The organism is Flavobacterium chilense (assembly GCF_001602525.1).
GTDB lineage: Bacteria > Bacteroidota > Bacteroidia > Flavobacteriales > Flavobacteriaceae > Flavobacterium > Flavobacterium chilense.
Genome location: NZ_LSYT01000001.1, coordinates 476,478 through 498,095 on the forward strand (window position 1 = coordinate 476,478; position 21,618 = coordinate 498,095).

Sequence of the window (21,618 nt, forward strand, 5' to 3'; positions counted from 1 at the left end):
CGGATTGAACGGATTGTCACTGATTTTTATTTTATTTTCTTTTTGAAATTTCAATAACTGGAAATCTAATTTTTTAAGACAAAGCTTTACGAACTTATACATTTTTATTAAAACTTATATTTATCACTCTTAGCGTTCTTTGCGGTTAAATTCGTCCAAATTGAAATTTGGAATTGATTAATTTACCCACCAACACGTTTTGTTTTAAACCCTTTGGCTTTCAGGATTTCCATGATTTTATCCCGGTAATCACCTTGAATAATAATCGAAGCATCTTTAAAAGTCCCGCCAACGCTCAGTTTTGTTTTGATTTCTTTGGCCAGAATTTTAAAGTCTTCATCAGATCCTTCGTACCCTTCGATAATAGTAGTGGCTTTTCCTTTTCGCTTTTCGAATTTACAAATCATAGGCTCTTTTTGAATATAAAGCACATGATTTTGCTCCTGAACCTCTTCAGGCTCATTTGATTCTACGTGATCCGGGAATAAATTTTTTAATTGATCTTGTAAGTCCATTTTTTTAATAATATTTGAACGCCGATGACGCGGATTTTTATTTTCTAAAGTTTTGATAAACTTTTCTAATAAATTCCGGTTTTTTACCAAAATTTAAAAGAAGTCCTACCTCACATTCAGTTGCCTTTAAATAATTGATTAGTTGAAATTCATTTGCTTCAATTAAACATTCTTGTGCTTTTAATTCTAAAATCACAATATCATTTACAATAATATCAGCAATATAATCACCAACTTCCATCTTTTTATAATATACTTTTATTTTTTTCTGAGTTTCAACTTTAAAACCTCTTGCTTTAAGCTCATAAAATAATGAATTTTGATAAACTCTTTCAAGAAACCCATAGCCTAACTCATTGTAAACATCGTAAAATACCTTTAAAATTGATTTTGTTAATTCTTCGTGTAAAAGCGTACTCATGTTTTATATTGAAAAATCCGCGTTATCTGCGTTCTATTTTATAAAAATTCCAAATTTATAGTTTGTAAAAATTAAATTCCAAATCCCAATTGATAGTTTGGAATTTGGAATTTAAAAATATTGAGATTTAAAAAAGTTTATTTCTTTATTAATCCCAAGTCTACTAAACGTTCGTATAAATAATCTCCCGCTGTAATATCTTCAAATTTCTTAGGATTTTCAGCATCAATACAATTTTCTAAACAATCCAGACGCATATCGCTTACAGGATGCATGAAAAATGGAATTGAATAACGTGAAGTTCCCCATAATTCTCTTGGTGGGTTTACTACCTGGTGAATTGTTGATTTTAATTTGTTATTGGTATGTCTTGACAACATATCACCAACATTAATTACTAATTCATCATCTGCAGCAATTGCATCAATCCATTCACCATCGTGATTCTGAACCTGCAATCCTTTACCCTGAGCTCCCATTAACAGCGTAATAAGGTTAATGTCTCCGTGAGCAGCAGCACGAATTGCGTTTTCAGGCTCTGAAGTAATTGGTGGATAGTGAATTGGTCTTAAAATAGAGTTTCCTTCTTTTGCATACTGATCAAAATAAAACTCATCTAAACCTAAATGCAAAGCCAAAGCTCTTAACACATAAACACCTGTTTTTTCAAGCATTTGGTACGCTTCTTTACCTACAACATTAAATTGAGGTAATTCTTTTACATCAACATTGTCCGGATATTCTGAAGCATATTTTGAATCTTTGTCAACATACTGACCAAAATGCCAAAACTCTTTCAAATCTCCTTCTTTGCGTCCTTTAGCATGTTCTTTTCCAAAAGAAACATACCCTCGTTGCCCGCCAATGCCGGGAATTTCATAATTATGCTTAGTTTCTATTGGCAAAGCGAAAAATTTTCTAATTTCGCCATAAAGCTCGTCTACTAACTGGTCGTCTAAAAAGTGACCTTTTAGGGCTACGAAGCCAATGTTTTCAAATGCACTGCCGATTTCATTTACAAATTTTTGTTTACGTTCCGGGTCGCCCGAAAGGAAATCACGTAAGTCTACACTAGGAATGTTTTGCATACTTTACATTTTTATTTAAGATAAAAGGCGCTTTAAAACCTTTCAATAACAAAGGTAGAGAATATTTTAGAATTCAATTTTAAAAGTTATAATAAAATTAAAAAATTATAACAAAAACAAATAAAAATGTTATAATTTTCTATATTTGAGTCATTAAAAATTAGAACCACTATGATTTTTTACAGACAAAACCTTACTGATAGCCAATTATTAGACTTGTACAAAAAGATCTTAAAGCCTCGTTTAATCGAGGAAAAGATGCTTATTCTAATTCGTCAGGGAAAAGTTTCTAAATGGTTTTCCGGAATAGGACAGGAAGCAATTGCAGTAGGAGTGACAGCTGTCCTGGATGAATCAGAATATATATTGCCAATGCATCGGAATTTAGGTGTTTTTACCACCAGAAACATTCCGCTACACCGCTTATTTTCGCAATGGCAGGGAAAAGCAAATGGCTTTACCAAAGGAAGAGATCGTAGTTTCCATTTTGGAACTCAGGAATATAAAATTATAGGAATGATTTCGCATTTGGGTCCGCAATTAGGGATCGCAGACGGAATTGCATTAGCCGATAAACTTCAGAATAATAAAAAAGTTACTGCAGTCTTTACCGGTGAAGGTGCTACAAGTGAAGGCGATTTTCATGAAGCCTTAAATATTGCAGCTGTCTGGAAATTGCCGGTAATGTTTATTATTGAAAATAATGGTTATGGACTTTCGACTCCGACAAATGAACAATATTCCTGTGAAAATTTAGCAGACAAAGGCGTCGGATACGGAATTGACAGTTATATTATTGATGGAAACAATATACTGGAAATTTATAATAAACTAGCTCAGCTTAAAGAGCATATGCAAAATGATCCGCATCCGGTTTTATTAGAGTTTAAAACTTTTAGAATGCGTGGACATGAAGAGGCGAGTGGTACCAAATATGTCCCGCAGGAATTAATGGATGAATGGACTACGAAAGATCCTGTTGCAAATTACCAAAAATACCTAACCGAAACAGGAGTTCTTACCGCTGAACTTGATGAGCAATTACATAACGAAATCAAACAGGAAATAGACGAAAATCTGGCTATTGCAAATGCTGAACCGGAGATAATTCCAACTTACAGCGGAGAATTAGATGATGTCTATAAACCATATCAATTTGAAGAAGTTAATCCGTCAGAAGAAGTTAAAAATGTTCGCTTTATAGACGCAATCAGAAACAGTTTAGAGCAATCGATGCAACGTCATAATAATCTTGTAATTATGGGGCAGGATATTGCTGAATATGGCGGTGCTTTTAAAATTACAGATGGCTTTGTAGATGTATTTGGAAAAGACCGTGTTCGTAATACTCCAATTTGCGAAAGTGCCGTAGTTTCTACCGGAATGGGATTATCGATAAACGGTTACAAAGCAATTGTCGAAATGCAATTTGCTGATTTTGTTTCGACAGGTTTTAATCCAATTGTGAATTTATTAGCCAAATCGCATTATCGCTGGGGCGAAAAAGCTGATGTCGTGGTTCGCATGCCTTGTGGCGGCGGAACTCAGGCAGGACCTTTTCACTCTCAAACCAATGAGGCCTGGTTTACCAAAACACCGGGGTTAAAAGTAGTATATCCGGCTTTTCCTTATGATGCAAAAGGACTTTTAAATACGGCTATAAACGACCCAAATCCGGTTTTATTTTTCGAACATAAACAATTGTATCGCAGCGTTTATCAGGATGTTCCAACAGATTATTATACTATTCCGCTTGGTAAAGCTGTTGTATTAAAAGAAGGAAAATCGGTTACCATTATTGCTTTTGGCGCTCCTGTGCATTGGGCATTAGAAACTTTAGCCCAAAATCCTGAAATCGAAGCAGACTTAATCGATTTAAGAACTCTACAGCCTTTAGACACTGAGACTATTTTTGCCTCAGTTAAAAAGACAGGTAAAGTAATTATTTATCAGGAAGATACTTTGTTTGGCGGAATTGCAAGCGATATTTCGGCACTAATCATGGAAGAATGTTTTGAATATCTGGATGCTCCGGTAAAAAGAGTAGCCAGTTTAGATTCGCCAATTCCGTTTACCAAAGCATTGGAAGATCAGTTTTTAGCCAAAAACCGTTTTGAAGAGGTTTTATTAGATTTATTGAAATATTGATTAGAGATACCAAATAGTTTTGCATAATGAACATTTTTTTTATCTTTAAAGCATTAAAAAATTAACTTATGAAAAAACTGTTTGTTTCATTTTTTGCAATTACCTTACTTTTTTCCTGCAATAAAAGTACTAAGTCTAACGGTGATAAAGCTTTAGACGAGAAATTTGATAAATACAAAGACGGCTTTGTTACAGATTTATGGAAAATCAATCCAGGCTGGGCTTCGGGAGTTGGTTATCATAAATTAGACAGTCTTTTGGTTGTTCCGGATGCAACTGAAGAAAAAAGACAAATTGATTTTGCAAACGCACAATTAGATTCTTTAAAACAATTCAAACTTGAAGATTTGTCTGATAACAATAAGACTGATTTTCAGATGATCAAAAATCAGCTTGAAAGCACAATTTTTAATATCAAAGAAGTAAAATCTTCTGAGTGGAATCCTTCTGAATATAATGTTTGTGGTGCTTTTGCAGAGATTTTAAACGGTAAATACGATTCATTAGATGTTCGCTTACACGCATTCAATATTAAAATGAATAATATTCCTGCTTATTATGAAGCGGCTAAAAAAAACATCAAAAATCCAACTGTTGAACATACAGATCTTGCTATAGCGCAAAACCTTGGCGGATCTACTGTTTTTACAGCAGATTTGAATGAGGCATTACAAAAAAGTAAATTAAGTGATGCTGAGAAAAAAGAAATTCAGGACAAAGCAAAAGTAGCTGTAAAAGCCATTACAGATTATGCAAACTGGCTAAAAAGCTTACCAAATAAAACACCGCGTTCTTTTAGATTGGGTTCTGCATTATATGCTAAAAAATTCAATTTTGACATTCAATCGAGCTATACAGCTGATGAGATTTATAAAATTGCCGTTGATCATAAAAAAGACTTACACGACAAAATGTTTGTTCTGGCTGATAAACTTTGGACAAAATACAAAGGAAACGAGCCAAAACCAGCTAATAAACTGGATTTGATCAAACAAGTAATCGATAAAATCTCTTTGCAACATACAACTCCTGAAAAATTTCAATCTGAAATCGAAAAACAAATCCCGGAATTAACAGCTTATGTAAAAGCCAAAGATTTATTGTATATTGATCCTTCAAAACCACTTGTTGTTCGTAAAGAACCGGCTTATATGGCGGGAGTAGCAGGAGCATCAATCTCGGCACCGGGACCTTATGATAAAAACGGTAATACATATTATAATGTAGGAAGTATGTCTGGCTGGACAGCTGAAAATGCAGAAAGTTACTTACGTGAATACAACGATTATATTCTTCAGATTTTAAATATTCACGAGGCAATTCCCGGACATTACACACAATTGGTTTACAGTAACCAATCTCCAAGTATTATTAAATCTATTTTAGGAAATGGCGCTATGGTTGAAGGCTGGGCGGTTTATGCTGAAAAAATGATGTTGGAAAGTGGCTATAAAAACTCTGACGAAATGTGGTTGATGTATTACAAATGGAATTTAAGAACAACTTGTAATACTATTTTAGATATTAGTGTTCATACTAAAAACATGTCTAAAGAAGCGGCTATCGATTTATTGACCAAAGAAGCTTTTCAGCAACAGGCAGAAGCAGATGGAAAATGGAAACGTGTTACTTTATCACAAGTTCAATTGTGTTCTTATTTTACAGGTTATACAGAAATTTACAACTTAAGAGAAGAACTTAAAAAACAAGAAGGAGATAAATTCAACCTAAAAAAATTCCATGAAAAGTTCTTAAGTTTTGGAAGTGCTCCGGTAAAATACATCAAAGAATTAATGCTGTCTAAAGAATAAGTTTTTAGAGAAAAACAGCAAAAGAAAAGGATTGACAAAAATAGCTTGTCAATCCTTTTTTTATTTTGAGTCAGGATTTCTTTTAAATCAGAACAACCAGACGTTTACCATCTGAAACTTCTCTTGCCCACATTTCTTCAATATCAGCCAGTTTTCCTGTTTCAATAGTAACTTTTAGTTTGTCCTGAGCGGCCAAAAGAAACATTTCAGGTAGTATTTCTGAAAATAACAATCTCACTTCGGCTTTTGTCCAGCTTCCTAAACCGGAACCCGACAATTGTAAATCGACACTCCTTAAAATTCCGGATGACAATTGTATCAAATCGCCAGACATCGCACCAATGGAAACATATCGTACTTTATTGGTAAAAGATCCATTCCCTTTTAAAGAAGCAAAAATTAACTCTGCCGAATGTCCCCACAAATAATCCAGAACAATATCAATAGGTGTATTTTCCTTAATTGCCTTAAGCTGATTCAGAATCTCCTGATCATTCTGTTTTAGAGAAATAATTTCATCAGCTCCTAATTTCAAAAGGCTTTCAAATGTTTTTTCATTTCTTGCCGTAGCAATAATCTTTTTTGCTCCGTAATGTCTTGCAATCTGAATGGCCATTTGACCTGTAAAACCGGCTGCTCCGTTTATCAAAACAGTATCTCCGGGTTTTATTCCGGCTCTAAACCGAAGCGCCATTGCAGAACCTGCAACTGCATTAGGCAGCGAAGCCGCCACCGCATCACTGATTCCGTCAGGCAAAGGAACAAATATGTTTTTGTCAATAATAGCTTTTTCGGCAATTGTACCGCTGTTTCCGCGGGCATACACTCGTGTTCCGTCTTCAAGTATGCCAACGCCATCACTTCCAATTACAAAACCATTTTGATTATCACCTTCAGAAGAATAATGTTTACCACTTGCTTTTCCTTTATCCAGATTGGTAATGGCTACCGCTTTTACCGAAAATAAAATTTCGTTTTCGGTACTTACAATTGGTTCTGCAAATTCTGCATATTTTGGCAATTCGCCTTTTTTATAAACTACTGCTGCTTTCATAATATTTAATTTTATGATGCAAAGTTCGGTTCATGATAATAAGTAAACGATAACATTTGTTATCAAATACAAACGGGTTATTTCTCTTGAACTAATTTACTTTTAATACGACTTAAATGAACAGTACTAACACCCAAATACGATGCAATATAATGTTGCGGAACACGCTGAACAATTTGAGGCCTTTCTTGAATTAAGTTAAGATAACGCTGAGTAGGAGAGTCCTTTATAAAAGAAACAAAATATTTCATATAATCAAAAGTGCGCTGAAATAACATATTGATTAAACGGTCTCTCAATTCCGGAATTTCTTTAATTTCTTCCAGAATTTTATCTAATTCATGTTTGTGAATCCACCAGATAACAGAAGCTTCGATGGTCTCTACAACAACCTGACTTGGATTTCTTTTCATAAAACTTTCGATCGAAGCAACACTTTGGTTTTCAAAAAAGAACTGAGTCGTAAGATCTTTTCCGTTATTATTAAACCAAACCCGAATACAGCCTTTTTCGATAATAAAAAGTTTCTTTGAGATTTCTCCTTCCTCTAAAAGTATTGTTTTTGCAGGAACCTCAATGCGATTGAAACAACTTATGTATTCGTTCCATTTTTCATCGCTTAGGGGAAATTTATTTCGGAATTGGTTAAACATATTGTTTTGATTATAAAGTACCTGCAAAATAACACTTTAATATTTTGAGAGCAATTATTTTAACATTGCTTACTGTATAAACTTGTCTCCTGTAGCTTTATCAAAAAATACAAACAAATCAAAACCCATGATATATGATTTTAATTTGGGATCACTTATTACTATTTTGTTGTTTGATAGCAAACGCCTAATAGGTCTTACATCAAAAACGATCCATTCATCTTTACTAACTTTTTCAAAAAAAGGTATAAATTCCTTAAATTCTTCAAGTCCATTATAAGCTATAATTGCTTTGTTATTATCTACAGGAGCCATTGCATTAATAGTTCCTTGTTTTCCGATAGCCAAAATATGTAATGATTTTTTACCTGCAGCATCAACCAGATTGTCTGCAAGTTCACTTATTTCAAATTCCCAGCGACTTGCATGATTTGCTCCAAGTTTGAAGAGTAATTTAGGAATTTTAATCTCATCTGCCGTAATATAAGGATATAGGTAATTGAGCAGATTTTTTTTCATCAGACTTACCCGTGACTGATAACTTGTATTTGAGAATATAGGCAAAGAAAGCTTGAGATCTCTCAACATTTTTTGACTTATGGCATTTTCGTTTCTAAAGTCATATAATAAAGAGTCAACTTCTGAATTCTTAATACGATATGCTATAAAATCGTTGTATTTATTAGTGTCTCCATAGAGCGGAAAATCATTCTTGGTATATGCCGCTGCTTTTTTCAAGACTATTTTTTTATTAGAATCTTCTTTGGCTGTTGAAGCCAGTGTTTCAAAAAAAGTAGGGATTGAAAGAAAATTAATTTCATTGATTCCCCAAATTTCTACATTGGAAAGCGTTATCTTATGAATTAAATTCATTTCTGACTGCCAGCTGTAAAAAGCAAAATCATAAGGCTTACGCTTAAAATAATCTGAATATTCTGCCGGTTTTTTTGCTATTTCACTTAGTTTAGTTGCTGTATAAGGATCAATCTCAACAACTAAAGCTTTAGGCTGAATTATTTCTGCAATTTTCCCTGTAAAAACAGGAACTTCGGCTACACCATGTTGTTCGCCAATACACACAAGATGCGACTTCGTTAATTCTTTTTTTAATAAATCCCAGCCTTTCCCTTCAAAGTTTCCGTTTTTATAAAAAAATACGTTTTTAACAATGAGGCTGTCGGGTAATTTATTTACACTTTGCGAAAAGCCCGAAGCTGTAAATATTGTAATAGCAAGAACAGGTAAAATAGTTTTTAGGTTCATTTGGAAGTTTTAAAGTAAGACTCCCGTAATCACTATTTGTTACAGCCTCTTATGAGATAAACTATGAAAGCAAATTTTAATTTGTTTCCAACTCAAACAATTGTACCTGACTTTTCAATCGGTCTATTAATAAATTCATCATTCTTTTATTCAAACTGGATGAATTCTGGATATAAGTATCATACTCTTCAATTGTAAAAAGTGCCATAACGATTCCTTTTAGTGAATTTCGGAACTTAATATCTTTTTGAATGGAATTTTCAATAGTCTGAAGTTTCTTTTCTATGGTATACGAATAAAAATCAGCTTTGTTTTTATTGATGTAATTGATAAAAACCGCAATAAACAAATCATTTTGAAGTTTTAAAATGGGTCTAATCGTCTGATTTTGAAATAACTCATCCGGTGAAGATTGAGCACTTACAGTTCCTAAAGTTTCGCCTCTGAATTCTCTTAAAAAAGCATCTCTATCTTCCATCTTTTTTCTTTAAATTTAGAAAAAATTCCAATGCAAAAATTAATTTTACCCTATAAGTTATATAAAAAAATATAAAATGTAAGTATCATTAATACAGTATAAAAATGTTTAAATTAAAGAAATCCAACAATTTAAACTTTATGTATTTATTAAAAAGTTATTCTAAATTAACAATACTAAAAATAAACTTTTAGTTTTAAATGAACTTATATTACTTATATGGTTCGAAAAATTCTTCAATCAATGAATATAAAATCTATCCTTTTTCTTCCTTTAATTTTAATCGCAATAGGTTCTTGCAATTCTAAAGATGAAAAAAGCAAGTACAATCACATTATTTATCGTGCTGTAAATAATAAAGACACAGCAATTTTGGCTATAAACATTAACGACAAACGATTTTACGGACGTTACGAGATATTTTACAATAAAATTGGTAAAGATTCGGGAGATGTCAGGGGAGATATAAAAGGAGACACTCTAAGAGGTGATTTTCATTTTATTTCTAATGGAGGAAGCTGGAAAAGGATTCCGTTGGCTTTATTAAAAAAAGAAAACAAGTTATATTTAGGAAGCGGCATAATAACTACATACTTTAATCTTCCGTGTTTTATGCCTGGTACTCCAATAGAATATGATAATTCGAAGTTTGTTTTTGAAGAAAAAAATTAGTTTCAAGTTTGTTTTTTTTCAGGTTTCAGGCTTAAACGATTTCATTGATTTTAAAACTATGTTTAAAGTAAAAACCTGAAACCTGAAACCTAACTTAACGGACCAATCTGGGAAGGTAATTCGAATATTTCAAGGTCGAAATAAATAACCGAAGCCATTATGTGATCAAAAATATCAGACATAATATATTCGTAATTTGCCCAGCGTTTATCACTCGAAAAAACATAAATCTCTAACGGAACTCCGTGTGCAGTAGATTGCAATTGTCTGCACATAATATGCATATTTTTATTGAGTCCCGGATGATCTAATAAATACTGCATAATGTACTTTCTAAACAAACCTAAATTGGTCATATTGCGACCATTAAGCAAAAGTGATTTATCAATACCTCTAAGATCGTTATACTTTTCGATTTCGGCCTGTCTGGTATCTATATAAGAAGTAATCAACTGAACCTTTTTCATGTGATTTAAGTCATCATTATTCAGAAAACGAATGCTGCTGCTTTTTATTAAAACATGTCTTTTGATACGTCTTCCGTCAGATTTTTGCATCCCACGCCAGTTCTGAAACGAATCTGAACTCAGGGCATAAGTTGGAATCGTGGTTATGGTGTTATCAAAATTTCGAACCTTTACAGTCGTTAAATTGATTTCGATAACATCTCCATCAGCACCAAATTTATCCATTGTAATCCAGTCGCCAATGCGAACCATATCGTTTATCGCAACCTGAACACTCGAAACAAATCCTAAAATAGTATCTCTGAAAATCAAGATAATAATAGCCGAAAGTGTTCCTAAAATAGTTAATAATTCACCTTTTTTAATACCGAACAAAGTCGAAATGATCATGGCAACCCCAAAAATCCAAAGCACAATCATAATAACCTGAACAAAACTGTCAATAGGTTTATCACTGTATTCCGGTTTTTGTTTTAAATAATCCCTTAAGGCATTAAAAATGGTTCTGATGATCCATAAACTGATTAAAACGATATAAATCCCAACAATTTTTCCAAAAAGAGATTCCCAATACTCATATTTGTCCAAAATAATAGGAACCGCTTTATAAATGAAGAAAAACGGAATTAAATAAGCGGTATATTTTGTGGTTTTGTTATGAATTAAATAATCATCAAATTTTGTTTTGGTACGCTGCGCAAATACGGCTGTCAGGGTTACCAAAACAAATTTGGCGATATAATAAATGGCAAAAGCCAAAGCCACCATAATGGCAATGTTGAAAATAAGACTAATATAAGACGCAAAATTGCGGCTCATTCCCCAGTCCCTGAAAAGCGGATATAAAAAGTTAAATATTTTATCCAAAAGCTTATGCATTATTTTCCAGATATTTTTTCTCTATATAAAAAGTTCCAAAAGGAATAAGTGAAGCAATCTGTATGATTCCAAAAGTTTTTAAATCCCAGTTTTGTGGTTTTCTGAGTAAAAAAGCCAATAAAACATATCCTATAAATAAAATACCATGAGCCATTCCAAGCGGACGTAATAAGGTATGGTAAAGTTCAGGATTGTTAGTTTTAATAAAAAGCATATTGGTAAATAACACTAAATAAGAGATTCCCTCTAAAATTGCAGTAACTTTGAAAATCTTGAGCATGTATATATTTTTTGAGTTTATACAAGCAAAATTAAGTATTATGGTTGGTTTTTGCGGTATGAATCAGGAAAGTAATTTACTTTTGTAATCTTAAACTTTGATAATGAGTAAACGCGATTTAAAAAAATATTTAGCCGAATTAAGCAAAGAACAACTTGAAGAGCAGATTATCGAACTGTACGAAAAATTTAGTCCGGTAAAAGTTTATTACGATTTTGTTTTTAATCCTAAGGAAGACAAACTTTTACAGGAATCTAAGGTAAAAATTTCGCACGAATATTTTCCTGTAAAGAAACCCAGCGCAAAATGGCGTCCAAAAGCAAAATTACGCCGTTCTGTAGCCCAAAAAATTATCAAACATTTTATAATGATCGGAGTTGATTCATTTGTTATTGCAGATATCATGCTTTACAATATCGAAATTGCTCAAACCTATTCTGCAAACAATTTCATTAAGCAGGAATTATTCTACAAAAGCATGTTTAATTCATTCGAACAAGCGGTGAATTTTTTAATTTCTAACGGAATTTTAAATGATTTCAAGGATAGAATTATTGCGATTGAACAAGAAACTATGCAACAAAAATGGAAAAATAAGTACGATTTTGAGGCAATTTTAGAAAAAATCGACTTTTAAAAGCACTTCTTATAAAAAATCTTATTTAAAAAAAACATTTATTTTAGGTTAAAATAAGATGAATAACTGTTTTTTAGATGTATTTTTGCAAAAATCCAAAAATCAACAATGTCTCAAAACACTTTAGAAATCGAAAGAGAAGAGAAAAAAGAACTTTATGCATACCAAAAGGGCGATATCGATGCCATTTTTGATCGTTTAGACAATGCTCCTTCGAAACATCATTTATTGTACCAATTACCCACAGGAGGTGGAAAAACAGTAATTTTTTCTGAAATCGTTCGTCGTTATTTAGCCAATAACGATAAAAAAGTCGTGGTTTTAACACACCGTATCGAACTTTGTAAACAAACCTCAAAAATGCTGAAAGGGTTTGGTGTTTCTAATAAAATCATTAATAGTAAAGTAAAAGAATTACCTGACCAAAACGATTTTTCTTGTTTTGTGGCAATGGTTGAGACTTTAAAAAACCGTATTAATGACGAAAAATTACATTTAGACAATATTGGTTTAGTCATTATTGATGAGGCACATTACAATTCCTTTAGAAAATTATTAAACTCATTCAAAAATGCTTTTATTCTTGGAGTAACAGCAACACCCTTGAGTTCAAATATAAAATTACCAATGCACCAGAGTTATGATGAACTTATTGTGGGAGATACAATTAGTTCATTAATTGACAAAGGTTTCCTTGCGAGAGCCACAACTTATAGCTACGATGTTGGATTAACGTCTCTAAAAGTAGGTATCAACGGGGATTATACAGTAAAATCATCAGATGATCTATATACCAATACCATCATGCAGGAAAAATTGCTGCATGCGTATACAGAGCGTTCTTTAGGTAAAAAAACCCTGATTTTCAATAACGGTATTCATACTTCATTATATGTATATGAAACATTTAGAGAAGCAGGTTATGATATCAGACACCTTGACAACACCAGTAGTTCTGAAGAGCGTAAAGACATTTTGCAATGGTTCAAAAAGACTCCGGATGCTATTTTAACTTCTGTAGGAATCTTAACAACTGGTTTTGATGAGCCAACAGTTGAAACAATTATCTTAAACAGAGCAACCAAATCTTTAACCTTATACTACCAAATGATTGGTCGTGGATCTCGTAAATTACCTGGTAAAGACGAATTTACAGTTATTGATTTAGGTAATAATGCAGCACGTTTTGGTTTATGGAGCGAGCCTGTAAACTGGCAACACATCTTTAAATCACCGGAATTTTATTTGGAAAATCTTCGTGATGATACAGAGATCGAAATGTTCTTCAAATACAGTATGCCACCAGAATTAAGAGCAAAATTCAGCAAAACGGCTGATGTTACTTTTGATGTTGATGAAGAACACAAACTGATTATCAAACAAAATTTACGTTCTAAAGTCGTATTAGACAAATCATTAGAGCAACACGCTTCAATGTGTGTAGACAATACTGAAACTTTGCAAGAAGCAAAATCTTTAGGAAAAGAGCTTGATGACGATATTGATTGCCGTATTAAACGTTACGCAAAATGTTTGAGTCAATGCAGTAAAAACTACCGCGAATGGCTTGTAGATGATTACAAACAAAAATTAGTCCTTTTAATCGGGAAAAAGTATCGTGAAAAAATCATGAACGAACCGGATTGATTTTAAAAAAAGTTTCAGGTTTCAGGTTTCAAGTTGTATGCGTTACAACAAACCTGAAACCTGAAACAAAACAAATAAAATAAAATAAACAAAAACACATGTCTAAACAATTCTCATCATTAGGAATTTCAGCACCAATTTTAAAAGCTTTAAGCGAATTGAATATTGTTGAACCAACAGAAATTCAGCAAAAAACAATTCCTTTACTTTTATCTGAAACCCATGATGTAGTAGGTTTAGCCAAAACCGGAACTGGTAAAACAGCCGCTTTCGGATTACCGTTATTACAATTAATTGATACTGAATCACCAATTGTTCAGGCAGTAATTTTGGTTCCAACCAGAGAGCTTGGTCAGCAAATATTCAGAAATCTGGAAGATTTTGGAAAATACATTCCCAATATCTCTATAGCTGCAACTTGTGGCGGAATACCAATAAAACCTCAAATAGAGCGATTATCACAACCTACTCATATTGTTGTAGCAACACCGGGGCGTTTAATCGATTTAATTCAGCGTAAAGCAATTGATTTAAAACAAACACAATATTTAGTTTTAGACGAAGCCGATGAAATGGTTTCTATCCTAAAGGAAAGTTTAGACGAAATTGTTGCAGAATTACCCCAAAAACACCGTACGTTATTGTTCTCTGCTACTTTACCGGGAACGATTAAACAATTGATTCAAAACTACTTAAACAAAAACATTGTTCAGGTTAGTGCTAATATGGAAACTACAGGCAATCAAGGCATTGATCACCAATATATTGTAGTTGATCCTATTGAAAAACTGGAAGTTTTGATGCATTTTCTAAATTCAAAAGAAGGAGAACGCGGTATTATTTTCTGCAAAACCAAAGCTGCTGTAAACAAATTAGCTAAAAATCTGGCTATTAACAGATTTTCTTCGGGAGCATTACATGGAAGTTTATCTCAGGGAATTCGTGACCGAATTATGGAACAGTTTCGCGAAGGACATATCAATATCCTGGTTGCTACAGATTTGGCTGCCAGAGGAATCGATGTCAAAGAAATCTCTTATGTGGTAAATTATCATTTGCCGGATACTTACGAAACTTATGTTCACAGAAGCGGAAGAACCGCCAGGGCAGGAGCAAAAGGACTTTCTTTAACTGTTTTACAGGAAGAAGAAGCTATTGAAATTCCTGAATTTGAAAATGAATTAGGGATTACATTTACTCCGTTTCAAAAACCTTCTGCAATAAGTTTAGAAGAAAACAATACACTTTTATGGGCCAAACAAATCTTTAAAACAAAACCCAATCACGATATTTCAGCTGATTTGAAAACAAAAGTAAAAACCGTTTTTCATCATCTTACCAAAGACGAACTAATTGAAAAATTGTTAGCAAATTATGTTCTTCAAAACAAGATTGAGATAACTGAAAAGCCTGTTAAAAAATTCAAAAAGTAAGCTTTCAAGCCCATGCTTTACTGATTTATGTTGTATTTTTATAAGGTAATCCCAACTTAAAAACAACATAAATTTATAATGGCTGATATTCAGATAAAAAAAATAACTTTAAGCGAAATCGACCAATTGCAAAAGATTGGCCGACAGACTTTTCATGAAACTTTTTCAGAATCAAATTCTGATGAAAACATGAAAAACTATCTTGAAAACTCATTCTCAAACGAAAAATTGACCAAAGAACTTACAGATCAAAACTCTGAATTTTATTTTGCAACACTAGACAATGAAGCTATTGGTTATTTAAAAATAAACTTCGGTGAATCGCAAACCGAATTGAAAGACGAAAAATCCCTTGAAATTGAACGTATCTATGTTTTAAAAGCATTTCATGGAAAAAAAGTCGGGCAATTGTTATATGACAAAGCGATTCAAATAGCAAAAGACAAAAAATCAGATTATATATGGTTGGGTGTTTGGGAAAAAAACCACAGGGCTATCAGTTTCTACAGAAAAAATGATTTTACTGAATTTGACAAACACATTTTTAAATTAGGAAACGATGAGCAGACAGATCTTATGATGAAGCTCAAATTAGTGAATTAATTTCATTAGAATTTAATTAAAGAAAACTCCATTTTGAGTTTCTTATATGGATTTATAATGTTAAATTTATACGACTGCTAAAAGCAAACATTTTTACTCATAATCCTACTTAATAAAAAACATATATGAACATAGTCATTATAGGAGGTGGTTTTGCAGGAATAAATCTGGCAAAAGAACTTGTAAACCATCCTCAGATTCAGGTAACACTTGTAGACAAAAACAATTATAATTTTTTTCCACCACTTATATATCAGGTTGCAACCGCTTTCCTGGAACCATCCAGCATCAGCTATCCTTTTAGAAAATTCTTTGCCGGCAAAAAAAATCTTCAATTTCGTTTAGGCGAATTACTTTCTGTGGTTCCTGCCGAGAATAAAATTATTTTGAACAACGGCGAATTATCATACGATTATCTGGTTTTTGCTACAGGAGCAGAAACAAGCTACTTTGGTATGGAAAACGTAATGAAAAACGCCATTCCGATGAAAACCTTAAATGATGCCATCGAAATGCGTAATACCCTGCTTAAAAACCTTGAAAAAGCCGCGATTACTAAAGACATTCGAAAACGCCGTAAATTATTAACGATTGTGGTTGCCGGAGGAGGGCCAACAGGAGTAGAGGTTTCTGGAATGTTTGCTGAAATGCGTAAAAACATTCTGTTAAAAGAATATCCGGAACTCGAAACATCAGCGAGTAATGTGTATTTGGTCGATGGGGGAGACGCATTACTGGCTCCAATGAGTAAAGCATCTCAGAAAGATACTCTGGACGCCATAACAAAACTGGGAGTTGTCGTAAAACTAAACAGCCGTGTTACGGATTATGTTGACGATACAGTACATTTTGCAAATGGTGAAACCATCAAAACCAAAAATTTAATTTGGGCAGCAGGAGTTTCTGCTAAAATATTTGAAGGAATTCCAACAGAAAGCTACGGTCGCGGAAGACGAATGGCAACAGATCAATACAATAAAGTAAATGGGCTTACAAATGTTTATGCTATTGGTGATACTGCCATATTATCAGGAGATAAAAATTTCCCTGACGGACATCCGCAAGTAGCTCAGGTTGCAATTCAACAAGGATTAAATCTGGCTAAAAACTTCAAGGCATTAGTCAACAACAAACCATTAAAACCTTTCGCTTACAATGACAAAGGTTCAATGGCAATTATAGGAAAAAATAAAGCTGTGGTTGATTTACCAAGCCCAAAATGGCATTTTAAAGGTTTTTTTGCCTGGATTATATGGTTGTTTATACACTTAATTTCTTTAATCACGTATCGTAACAGATTAAATACGTTTTGGAACTGGATGGTCGCTTATTTCGCGAGAGATCAATCTCTTAGAATGATTATCAGACCTGATAAAAAACAACAATTGGAATAGATTAATTCTAATTACATTGTTAAATGAAAAAGCCAGAACTTAAAAATTCTGGCTTTTTATATTTACAAGTTTGACATTTCTGCTGAAGGGAAAAATCGTATTAGAAAGTCGACAAAGACTGAAATTTGAAAATTTAATGTCCGGCCATTATTTCATCATCACCCGTAATTTCGACTTTATTTTTAATGAAACGCTTTCCAATATTCAAAACAATAAAGGCGATAATAGTAGTAGTTGTCATGATAAGAACCATTGGCGCAACAGAATCTTTTACAAAAACACCAACAGCAAAAGAAGCTACAGAACCTAAACCAAGCTGAATTGCGCCCATTAACGCCGATGCACTTCCGGCATTTTTAGCAAAAGGAGCCATCGTAAGTCCTGCAGTATTTGGATTTGAAATTCCTAAACATCCCAAAAACAAAAACAACATTCCGATAGTTTCATATAAACCCAGAAGATTATTCAAAGAAAGAACGAGAAAAACAATACTGATTACTGATTGCGAAATTAATGCTGCAAATATCATTTGTTCACTCGAAAATTTCTTTAATAAAACGGAGTTTAATTGACTGGAACCTATAAAACTAACAGACATAAAGGCAAAAATCCATCCGTATGTTTTAGCGTCAACATGATAAATATCCATAAAAATGATAGGTGAGGCCGCTACATATGTAAATAAGCCAGAAAAAGCTATTGATCCCGTAAATGCATATGTAAAAAACTGAGGCTCTTTAAGAACCTTTAAAAAGTTCTCAATAATAGGTTTTGGTTTTAATGAAATAGAAGTATCCGGTTTATAACTATTAGGTAAGCCAATTTGAGAAGCAATCAAAATAGCAATTCCCATAAACATTAAAATAAGAAACACGGTATGCCAGCCATAATCCTCAGTTACATAACCACCAATTGTAGGAGCCAGCATTGGCGAAAGTCCCAAAACAAGCATTAAAAGTGAGAAAACTTTTGGAATATCTTTTACAGGAAATAAATCACGCACCATCGCTACTGAAGCTACCGTTGCAGCACAACTACCAATAGCCTGAATAAAACGCAATAATATAAAAGAATCAATATCAGCAACATAAACACAGCCTAATGAAGCTAAAATGTAAACCAATAAACCCAAAAATAAAGGTTTTTTACGCCCAAAACGGTCTAATAACGGTCCGTAAAGTAATTGTCCAGCAGAAATTCCGATAAAATAACTCGACAAACTCATCGAAACTTTTGCGACTGTAGTATTTAAATCTTTTGCAATTCCTGAGAAACCAGGCAGATACATATCGATTGAAAAAGGACCAAGTGCGGTTAAAGAACCTAAGATAAGAATGAGTTTAATGTAATTTTTTGTTGTCATTTTCTTAAAAAACTGCTTTTAATTTTCTGCAAAGGTAAATATTTACTACCTTGTTATATAATTAAAGGGCTCTAATCTAAAAAAAAGCGACTTTATTAAATAGTTAATTGAATTCCAAAAATCATTTATTATTAATCCTAAATTAAAAATTATGAAAAAGTACATTTTACTATTTGCCTTTATTTTTACAACAGTTTCATTTGCCCAAACCATTACGTCTAAAAAAGAAGATGCAAATGTTGAGCAGTATGCATTATTACAAAAAGTTAATCAATATTACCCTGACATTACCTTAAACAAAAGTGTTACGAATTTCTATGCTGATGGAAAAATTATCGATTCACAGCAGGAATTTGATTTGGCAACTTCGAAATTTTCAAGTTACAAAATTGGAATTGAGCCAGACAACAAAAAATTATTATTTGAATACGATTCACCAGAAACCGGAAAAGTTTACGGAGAAGTTTCAATTTTTAAAGGAAACGCGTTAAGAACAACTTTTTCAGAAAAAAACAATGAAATAAACGTTTCATTAAACGGAAAATCAGTTTATCTGAAAAAATTAAAATAATATAATTTTCTATTCAAAAATAAAAGCATTCGCTATGGCGGATGCTTTTTTGCATTATATTTGAAACAGATTCAGTTAAATCATAATTTTTGAAATTAAAATGAAAAAAATCATTCTATTGTTGTTGCTAATTTCTTTTTCAGGATATTCACAAATAAATAAATTTACAGGAACCTGGAGCACAGAAAATTGTAAAAAATGCAGCAAAGAATATATTCTGACAATAACAATTGCACAGTCTAACGGAAAGATTTTTGGTACAGCAGAAATTATAAGCGACAATCCTGAATTTAAAACGGATGTTATGGAAGTTACCGGATATTCAGCAACTTTAGGCGAAAAAGCATATATCAGTTTAAAAACAAAAAATAATCTTTCTGCAAATGTTGTTTTATATGCAAACGATTCAACAATGCAATTTAATAAGCGAGGCGGATCTGATATTGTACCAAAAGAAACTTTTCTAACAAAGCTCTACGAGTAGCACAAACACAACAAAAATCATAAAATATAGCCAAAAAGCCCACTTTTAAAACATACATAATTTGAACTATAATTTATAGTATGAAAAATTAGATTTTTCGGAAGTGTTTTGTATCTTTGTCATGATTTTATCAATGAGAGCCGAGGTATTGCAAGTACCGTTCGAGGCTCTTTTTTTTATGGGTTAAAGTTTGTTTCTGAAGTACCCAACGCTTGGCGCTACCGCTTGGCTTTATTGGGGGTTTTTAAAATAAAGGGCAGTTTATTTTAAAAAATGGTTTTGCCCCCGAAAAAGGGGCAAGCTTTTATTTTTTTATTTGCCTGTCACGAAGACTGCGTCTTTGGATTGGATAAAAAAATAGCCTGCACAAATCAATGCGCAGACTTTTATAAATAGAGAGGTTTTCTTTCATGTATCTATGATTTTATCACGAGAGACCATTGCAAGTAGTCATTTTATTTCTCGTAGAAGTTTAGGCAAATATACATATTATTCTTATTTATAATGTTAAATTTTTAATTTGTAAATCCTCCCCTACCCGAGTGGGAGAGGGGAAGAAGTTTTTTTACTCTGGATAAGTGTAAACATTAGACTTTGCAAAGTGTTCATTGTTATCCGTAAACCAAATTTGCTTAATGTGATAAGGCTCTACGTAATCAATTCGATACATGCCCATGTCATACACTAAAGTCATATAACTAAAATAAGAATAAGTACGCTCAATTCCATCACTTGAAATAACGTGCATCGTTAAGCCGATATCACCCGAACAGCTATAAATTCTATCTAAAACCTCCTGTTGAACATCCGTTAAATAAATTTTCCCCTCTGCTGAAACAGAATCAACGCTTAAAAGTACGGGTATAATATCAACGACACACAAAGCAGTTAAATACGAATTTTGAGTTCTAAAATCATTATCCTTTAACATGGCCATATCTGTAAACTCAGAAGAAATAATTAAGCGTTCCAAATGTGTAAAATCAATACACGCATTAGGTTCTTTTATAAAATTTATTCCTTTTCTTAAATTACAAAAAATTAAATCCTCAGGAATAAGCAAAGGAATATCTAAAGAATCAACTTCAAGAGTTTGTAACTGTAGATTTCTGTTTAAATAATATAATACATACATAATTTATATTGTTTGAATTAAAGCCAATTATAGCCTTTTGATTTGTAAAATTTAGCTAGTTCAGAGTACTGAGATTTTGACAAATATTTTATAATATCGTTTCTCAGGTTCTTAGATTTAGTTGCAGTTTTATAATAAACATCCTCTAAAATTGGGAATGTGCCTGTATGCTTTTTTAAGAAAGTAATAGCGGTTTTTTCGTCCTCAGACCAAGAAGAAATATTATATAAATCAATTGTACCGCCTAATAAAACATGATTATCATCTACATTAGTACCGAACGCTTCCGCAATCTTAAAAGCAGAAGCAACTATAGTATCCATTGTCTTTTGTGAAATACTTGGATAAGACTTTTTAATGTCAGCTACTTTCTTTTTTACGATATCAGGACTTGCCTTTGCGTTTTCGTTCGAATTTTGTTCTTTGATAGCTTCTAGATTAGTGTTTTTTACACTTTCAATTGCTCTTTTTAAATACTTGTATGCGTAAGGAAATACAAGAAAAAGAACGACTAAAAAAATCCCGTACTTCTTTAAGAACGGGATTATTTTCGTATCTAAGAAGCTAGGTTTATTGTTCCTAGTATTTCTCATATCTTTTTACTTTTGGTTTTGCTTGATTT

22 protein-coding genes are annotated in these 21,618 nt (G+C 32.6%); 10 read left to right on the plus strand and 12 right to left on the minus strand.

Features of this window, described 5'->3' with window-relative positions; genetic code table 11:
- Positions 1-182: 182 nt before the first annotated feature.
- From A4F88_RS01940 to A4F88_RS01950, 3 genes are all read right to left on the minus strand, one after another.
- On the minus strand, positions 183-515 hold the full coding sequence (locus A4F88_RS01940) for a translation initiation factor (RefSeq protein ID WP_068841434.1): 333 nt from the start codon (positions 513-515) through the stop codon (positions 183-185).
- 37 nt (positions 516-552) lie between these two features.
- On the minus strand, positions 553-936 hold the full coding sequence (locus A4F88_RS01945; protein ID WP_068840847.1) for a GxxExxY protein: 384 nt from the start codon (positions 934-936) through the stop codon (positions 553-555).
- Positions 937-1,073: 137 nt separating this feature from the next.
- A complete protein-coding gene (locus A4F88_RS01950) occupies positions 1,074-2,024 on the minus strand; it encodes an isopenicillin N synthase family dioxygenase (RefSeq protein WP_068840848.1) in 951 nt (316 codons plus the stop codon).
- A 171-nt stretch (positions 2,025-2,195) separates the two neighbouring features.
- Between A4F88_RS01950 and A4F88_RS01955 the strand changes: the two genes are divergently transcribed.
- Both A4F88_RS01955 and A4F88_RS01960 read left to right on the plus strand, forming a co-directional pair.
- On the plus strand, positions 2,196-4,172 hold the full coding sequence (locus tag A4F88_RS01955) for an alpha-ketoacid dehydrogenase subunit alpha/beta (RefSeq protein ID WP_068840849.1): 1,977 nt from the start codon (positions 2,196-2,198) through the stop codon (positions 4,170-4,172).
- A 68-nt stretch (positions 4,173-4,240) separates the two neighbouring features.
- A complete protein-coding gene (locus A4F88_RS01960; RefSeq protein WP_068840850.1) occupies positions 4,241-5,983 on the plus strand; it encodes a DUF885 domain-containing protein in 1,743 nt (580 codons plus the stop codon).
- 82 nt (positions 5,984-6,065) lie between these two features.
- Here the strand turns inward: A4F88_RS01960 and A4F88_RS01965 are convergent, their stop codons facing one another.
- From A4F88_RS01965 to A4F88_RS01980, 4 genes are all read right to left on the minus strand, one after another.
- Positions 6,066-7,037, minus strand: a complete 972-nt coding sequence (locus tag A4F88_RS01965) for a quinone oxidoreductase family protein (protein ID WP_068840851.1) — start codon at positions 7,035-7,037, stop codon at positions 6,066-6,068.
- Between the two features lie 77 nt (positions 7,038-7,114).
- A complete protein-coding gene (locus A4F88_RS01970) occupies positions 7,115-7,690 on the minus strand; it encodes a Crp/Fnr family transcriptional regulator (RefSeq protein WP_068840852.1) in 576 nt (191 codons plus the stop codon).
- Positions 7,691-7,759: 69 nt separating this feature from the next.
- A complete protein-coding gene (locus tag A4F88_RS01975; RefSeq protein ID WP_068840853.1) occupies positions 7,760-8,953 on the minus strand; it encodes a hypothetical protein in 1,194 nt (397 codons plus the stop codon).
- A gap of 76 nt (positions 8,954-9,029) precedes the next feature.
- Entirely contained in the window at positions 9,030-9,431 is a 402-nt protein-coding gene (locus A4F88_RS01980; protein ID WP_068840854.1) for a glyoxalase, read from the minus strand.
- A 243-nt stretch (positions 9,432-9,674) separates the two neighbouring features.
- On the opposite strand from A4F88_RS01980, the gene A4F88_RS01985 reads away from it, so the two are divergent.
- Positions 9,675-10,103 (plus strand): hypothetical protein, encoded by a 429-nt coding sequence (locus tag A4F88_RS01985; RefSeq protein ID WP_068841435.1) that lies wholly within the window; start codon positions 9,675-9,677, stop codon positions 10,101-10,103.
- An 89-nt stretch (positions 10,104-10,192) separates the two neighbouring features.
- Here A4F88_RS01985 and A4F88_RS01990 read toward each other — a convergent pair whose 3' ends face one another.
- Both A4F88_RS01990 and A4F88_RS01995 read right to left on the minus strand, forming a co-directional pair.
- Positions 10,193-11,449, minus strand: coding sequence for a mechanosensitive ion channel family protein (locus A4F88_RS01990; RefSeq protein WP_068840855.1), 1,257 nt, complete (start codon positions 11,447-11,449; stop codon positions 10,193-10,195).
- Positions 11,442-11,729 (minus strand): DUF3817 domain-containing protein, encoded by a 288-nt coding sequence (locus A4F88_RS01995; protein ID WP_068840856.1) that lies wholly within the window; start codon positions 11,727-11,729, stop codon positions 11,442-11,444. The genes A4F88_RS01990 and A4F88_RS01995 overlap by 8 nt, the downstream gene beginning before the upstream one ends.
- 103 nt (positions 11,730-11,832) lie before the next feature.
- Between A4F88_RS01995 and A4F88_RS02000 the strand changes: the two genes are divergently transcribed.
- The 5 genes from A4F88_RS02000 to A4F88_RS02020 all read left to right on the plus strand — a co-directional run bounded on the left by A4F88_RS02000 (position 11,833) and on the right by A4F88_RS02020 (position 17,443).
- Positions 11,833-12,366, plus strand: coding sequence for a DUF6155 family protein (locus tag A4F88_RS02000; protein ID WP_068840857.1), 534 nt, complete (start codon positions 11,833-11,835; stop codon positions 12,364-12,366).
- Positions 12,367-12,474: 108 nt separating this feature from the next.
- Positions 12,475-14,013 (plus strand): DEAD/DEAH box helicase, encoded by a 1,539-nt coding sequence (locus A4F88_RS02005; protein WP_068840858.1) that lies wholly within the window; start codon positions 12,475-12,477, stop codon positions 14,011-14,013.
- 98 nt (positions 14,014-14,111) lie between these two features.
- Positions 14,112-15,446: a DEAD/DEAH box helicase gene (locus A4F88_RS02010; RefSeq protein ID WP_068840859.1), complete on the plus strand. Its 1,335-nt coding sequence runs from the start codon at positions 14,112-14,114 to the stop codon at positions 15,444-15,446.
- 78 nt (positions 15,447-15,524) lie between these two features.
- Positions 15,525-16,049 carry a GNAT family N-acetyltransferase gene (locus tag A4F88_RS02015; protein WP_068840860.1) on the plus strand — a complete coding sequence of 175 codons (525 nt, stop codon included), beginning with the start codon at positions 15,525-15,527 and terminating at the stop codon, positions 16,047-16,049.
- Between the two features lie 125 nt (positions 16,050-16,174).
- Positions 16,175-17,443: an NAD(P)/FAD-dependent oxidoreductase gene (locus tag A4F88_RS02020; RefSeq protein WP_068840861.1), complete on the plus strand. Its 1,269-nt coding sequence runs from the start codon at positions 16,175-16,177 to the stop codon at positions 17,441-17,443.
- A 133-nt stretch (positions 17,444-17,576) separates the two neighbouring features.
- Here A4F88_RS02020 and A4F88_RS02025 read toward each other — a convergent pair whose 3' ends face one another.
- Complete coding sequence (locus tag A4F88_RS02025; protein WP_068840862.1) at positions 17,577-18,806, minus strand: multidrug effflux MFS transporter; 1,230 nt, start codon at positions 18,804-18,806, stop codon at positions 17,577-17,579.
- Positions 18,807-18,957: 151 nt separating this feature from the next.
- On the opposite strand from A4F88_RS02025, the gene A4F88_RS02030 reads away from it, so the two are divergent.
- Both A4F88_RS02030 and A4F88_RS02035 read left to right on the plus strand, forming a co-directional pair.
- Positions 18,958-19,377, plus strand: coding sequence for a hypothetical protein (locus tag A4F88_RS02030; RefSeq protein ID WP_068840863.1), 420 nt, complete (start codon positions 18,958-18,960; stop codon positions 19,375-19,377).
- Between the two features lie 100 nt (positions 19,378-19,477).
- Positions 19,478-19,861, plus strand: a complete 384-nt coding sequence (locus A4F88_RS02035) for a hypothetical protein (RefSeq protein WP_068840864.1) — start codon at positions 19,478-19,480, stop codon at positions 19,859-19,861.
- 565 nt (positions 19,862-20,426) lie between these two features.
- Here the strand turns inward: A4F88_RS02035 and A4F88_RS02040 are convergent.
- Together A4F88_RS02040 and A4F88_RS02045 are read right to left on the minus strand one after the other, a co-directional pair.
- A complete protein-coding gene (locus tag A4F88_RS02040; RefSeq protein ID WP_068840865.1) occupies positions 20,427-20,996 on the minus strand; it encodes a hypothetical protein in 570 nt (189 codons plus the stop codon).
- 17 nt (positions 20,997-21,013) lie between these two features.
- On the minus strand, positions 21,014-21,589 hold the full coding sequence (locus tag A4F88_RS02045; protein ID WP_068840866.1) for a hypothetical protein: 576 nt from the start codon (positions 21,587-21,589) through the stop codon (positions 21,014-21,016).
- Between the last annotated feature and the right edge of the window lie 29 nt (positions 21,590-21,618).

Coding starts and splice junctions, on each gene's coding strand:
- A4F88_RS01970 (WP_068840852.1), bottom strand. CDS start 7,690: ATGTTTAACCAATTCCGAAATAAATTTCCCCTAAGCGATGAAAAATGG.
- A4F88_RS01955 (WP_068840849.1), top strand. CDS start 2,196: ATGATTTTTTACAGACAAAACCTTACTGATAGCCAATTATTAGACTTG.
- A4F88_RS02015 (WP_068840860.1), top strand. CDS start 15,525: ATGGCTGATATTCAGATAAAAAAAATAACTTTAAGCGAAATCGACCAA.
- A4F88_RS01995 (WP_068840856.1), bottom strand. CDS start 11,729: ATGCTCAAGATTTTCAAAGTTACTGCAATTTTAGAGGGAATCTCTTAT.
- A4F88_RS01990 (WP_068840855.1), bottom strand. CDS start 11,449: ATGCATAAGCTTTTGGATAAAATATTTAACTTTTTATATCCGCTTTTC.
- A4F88_RS01950 (WP_068840848.1), bottom strand. CDS start 2,024: ATGCAAAACATTCCTAGTGTAGACTTACGTGATTTCCTTTCGGGCGAC.
- A4F88_RS01940 (WP_068841434.1), bottom strand. CDS start 515: ATGGACTTACAAGATCAATTAAAAAATTTATTCCCGGATCACGTAGAA.
- A4F88_RS02025 (WP_068840862.1), bottom strand. CDS start 18,806: ATGACAACAAAAAATTACATTAAACTCATTCTTATCTTAGGTTCTTTA.
- A4F88_RS01980 (WP_068840854.1), bottom strand. CDS start 9,431: ATGGAAGATAGAGATGCTTTTTTAAGAGAATTCAGAGGCGAAACTTTA.
- A4F88_RS01945 (WP_068840847.1), bottom strand. CDS start 936: ATGAGTACGCTTTTACACGAAGAATTAACAAAATCAATTTTAAAGGTA.
- A4F88_RS01965 (WP_068840851.1), bottom strand. CDS start 7,037: ATGAAAGCAGCAGTAGTTTATAAAAAAGGCGAATTGCCAAAATATGCA.
- A4F88_RS02030 (WP_068840863.1), top strand. CDS start 18,958: ATGAAAAAGTACATTTTACTATTTGCCTTTATTTTTACAACAGTTTCA.
- A4F88_RS02005 (WP_068840858.1), top strand. CDS start 12,475: ATGTCTCAAAACACTTTAGAAATCGAAAGAGAAGAGAAAAAAGAACTT.
- A4F88_RS01960 (WP_068840850.1), top strand. CDS start 4,241: ATGAAAAAACTGTTTGTTTCATTTTTTGCAATTACCTTACTTTTTTCC.
- A4F88_RS01975 (WP_068840853.1), bottom strand. CDS start 8,953: ATGAACCTAAAAACTATTTTACCTGTTCTTGCTATTACAATATTTACA.
- A4F88_RS02045 (WP_068840866.1), bottom strand. CDS start 21,589: ATGAGAAATACTAGGAACAATAAACCTAGCTTCTTAGATACGAAAATA.
- A4F88_RS01985 (WP_068841435.1), top strand. CDS start 9,675: ATGAATATAAAATCTATCCTTTTTCTTCCTTTAATTTTAATCGCAATA.
- A4F88_RS02000 (WP_068840857.1), top strand. CDS start 11,833: ATGAGTAAACGCGATTTAAAAAAATATTTAGCCGAATTAAGCAAAGAA.
- A4F88_RS02020 (WP_068840861.1), top strand. CDS start 16,175: ATGAACATAGTCATTATAGGAGGTGGTTTTGCAGGAATAAATCTGGCA.
- A4F88_RS02040 (WP_068840865.1), bottom strand. CDS start 20,996: ATGTATGTATTATATTATTTAAACAGAAATCTACAGTTACAAACTCTT.
- A4F88_RS02035 (WP_068840864.1), top strand. CDS start 19,478: ATGAAAAAAATCATTCTATTGTTGTTGCTAATTTCTTTTTCAGGATAT.
- A4F88_RS02010 (WP_068840859.1), top strand. CDS start 14,112: ATGTCTAAACAATTCTCATCATTAGGAATTTCAGCACCAATTTTAAAA.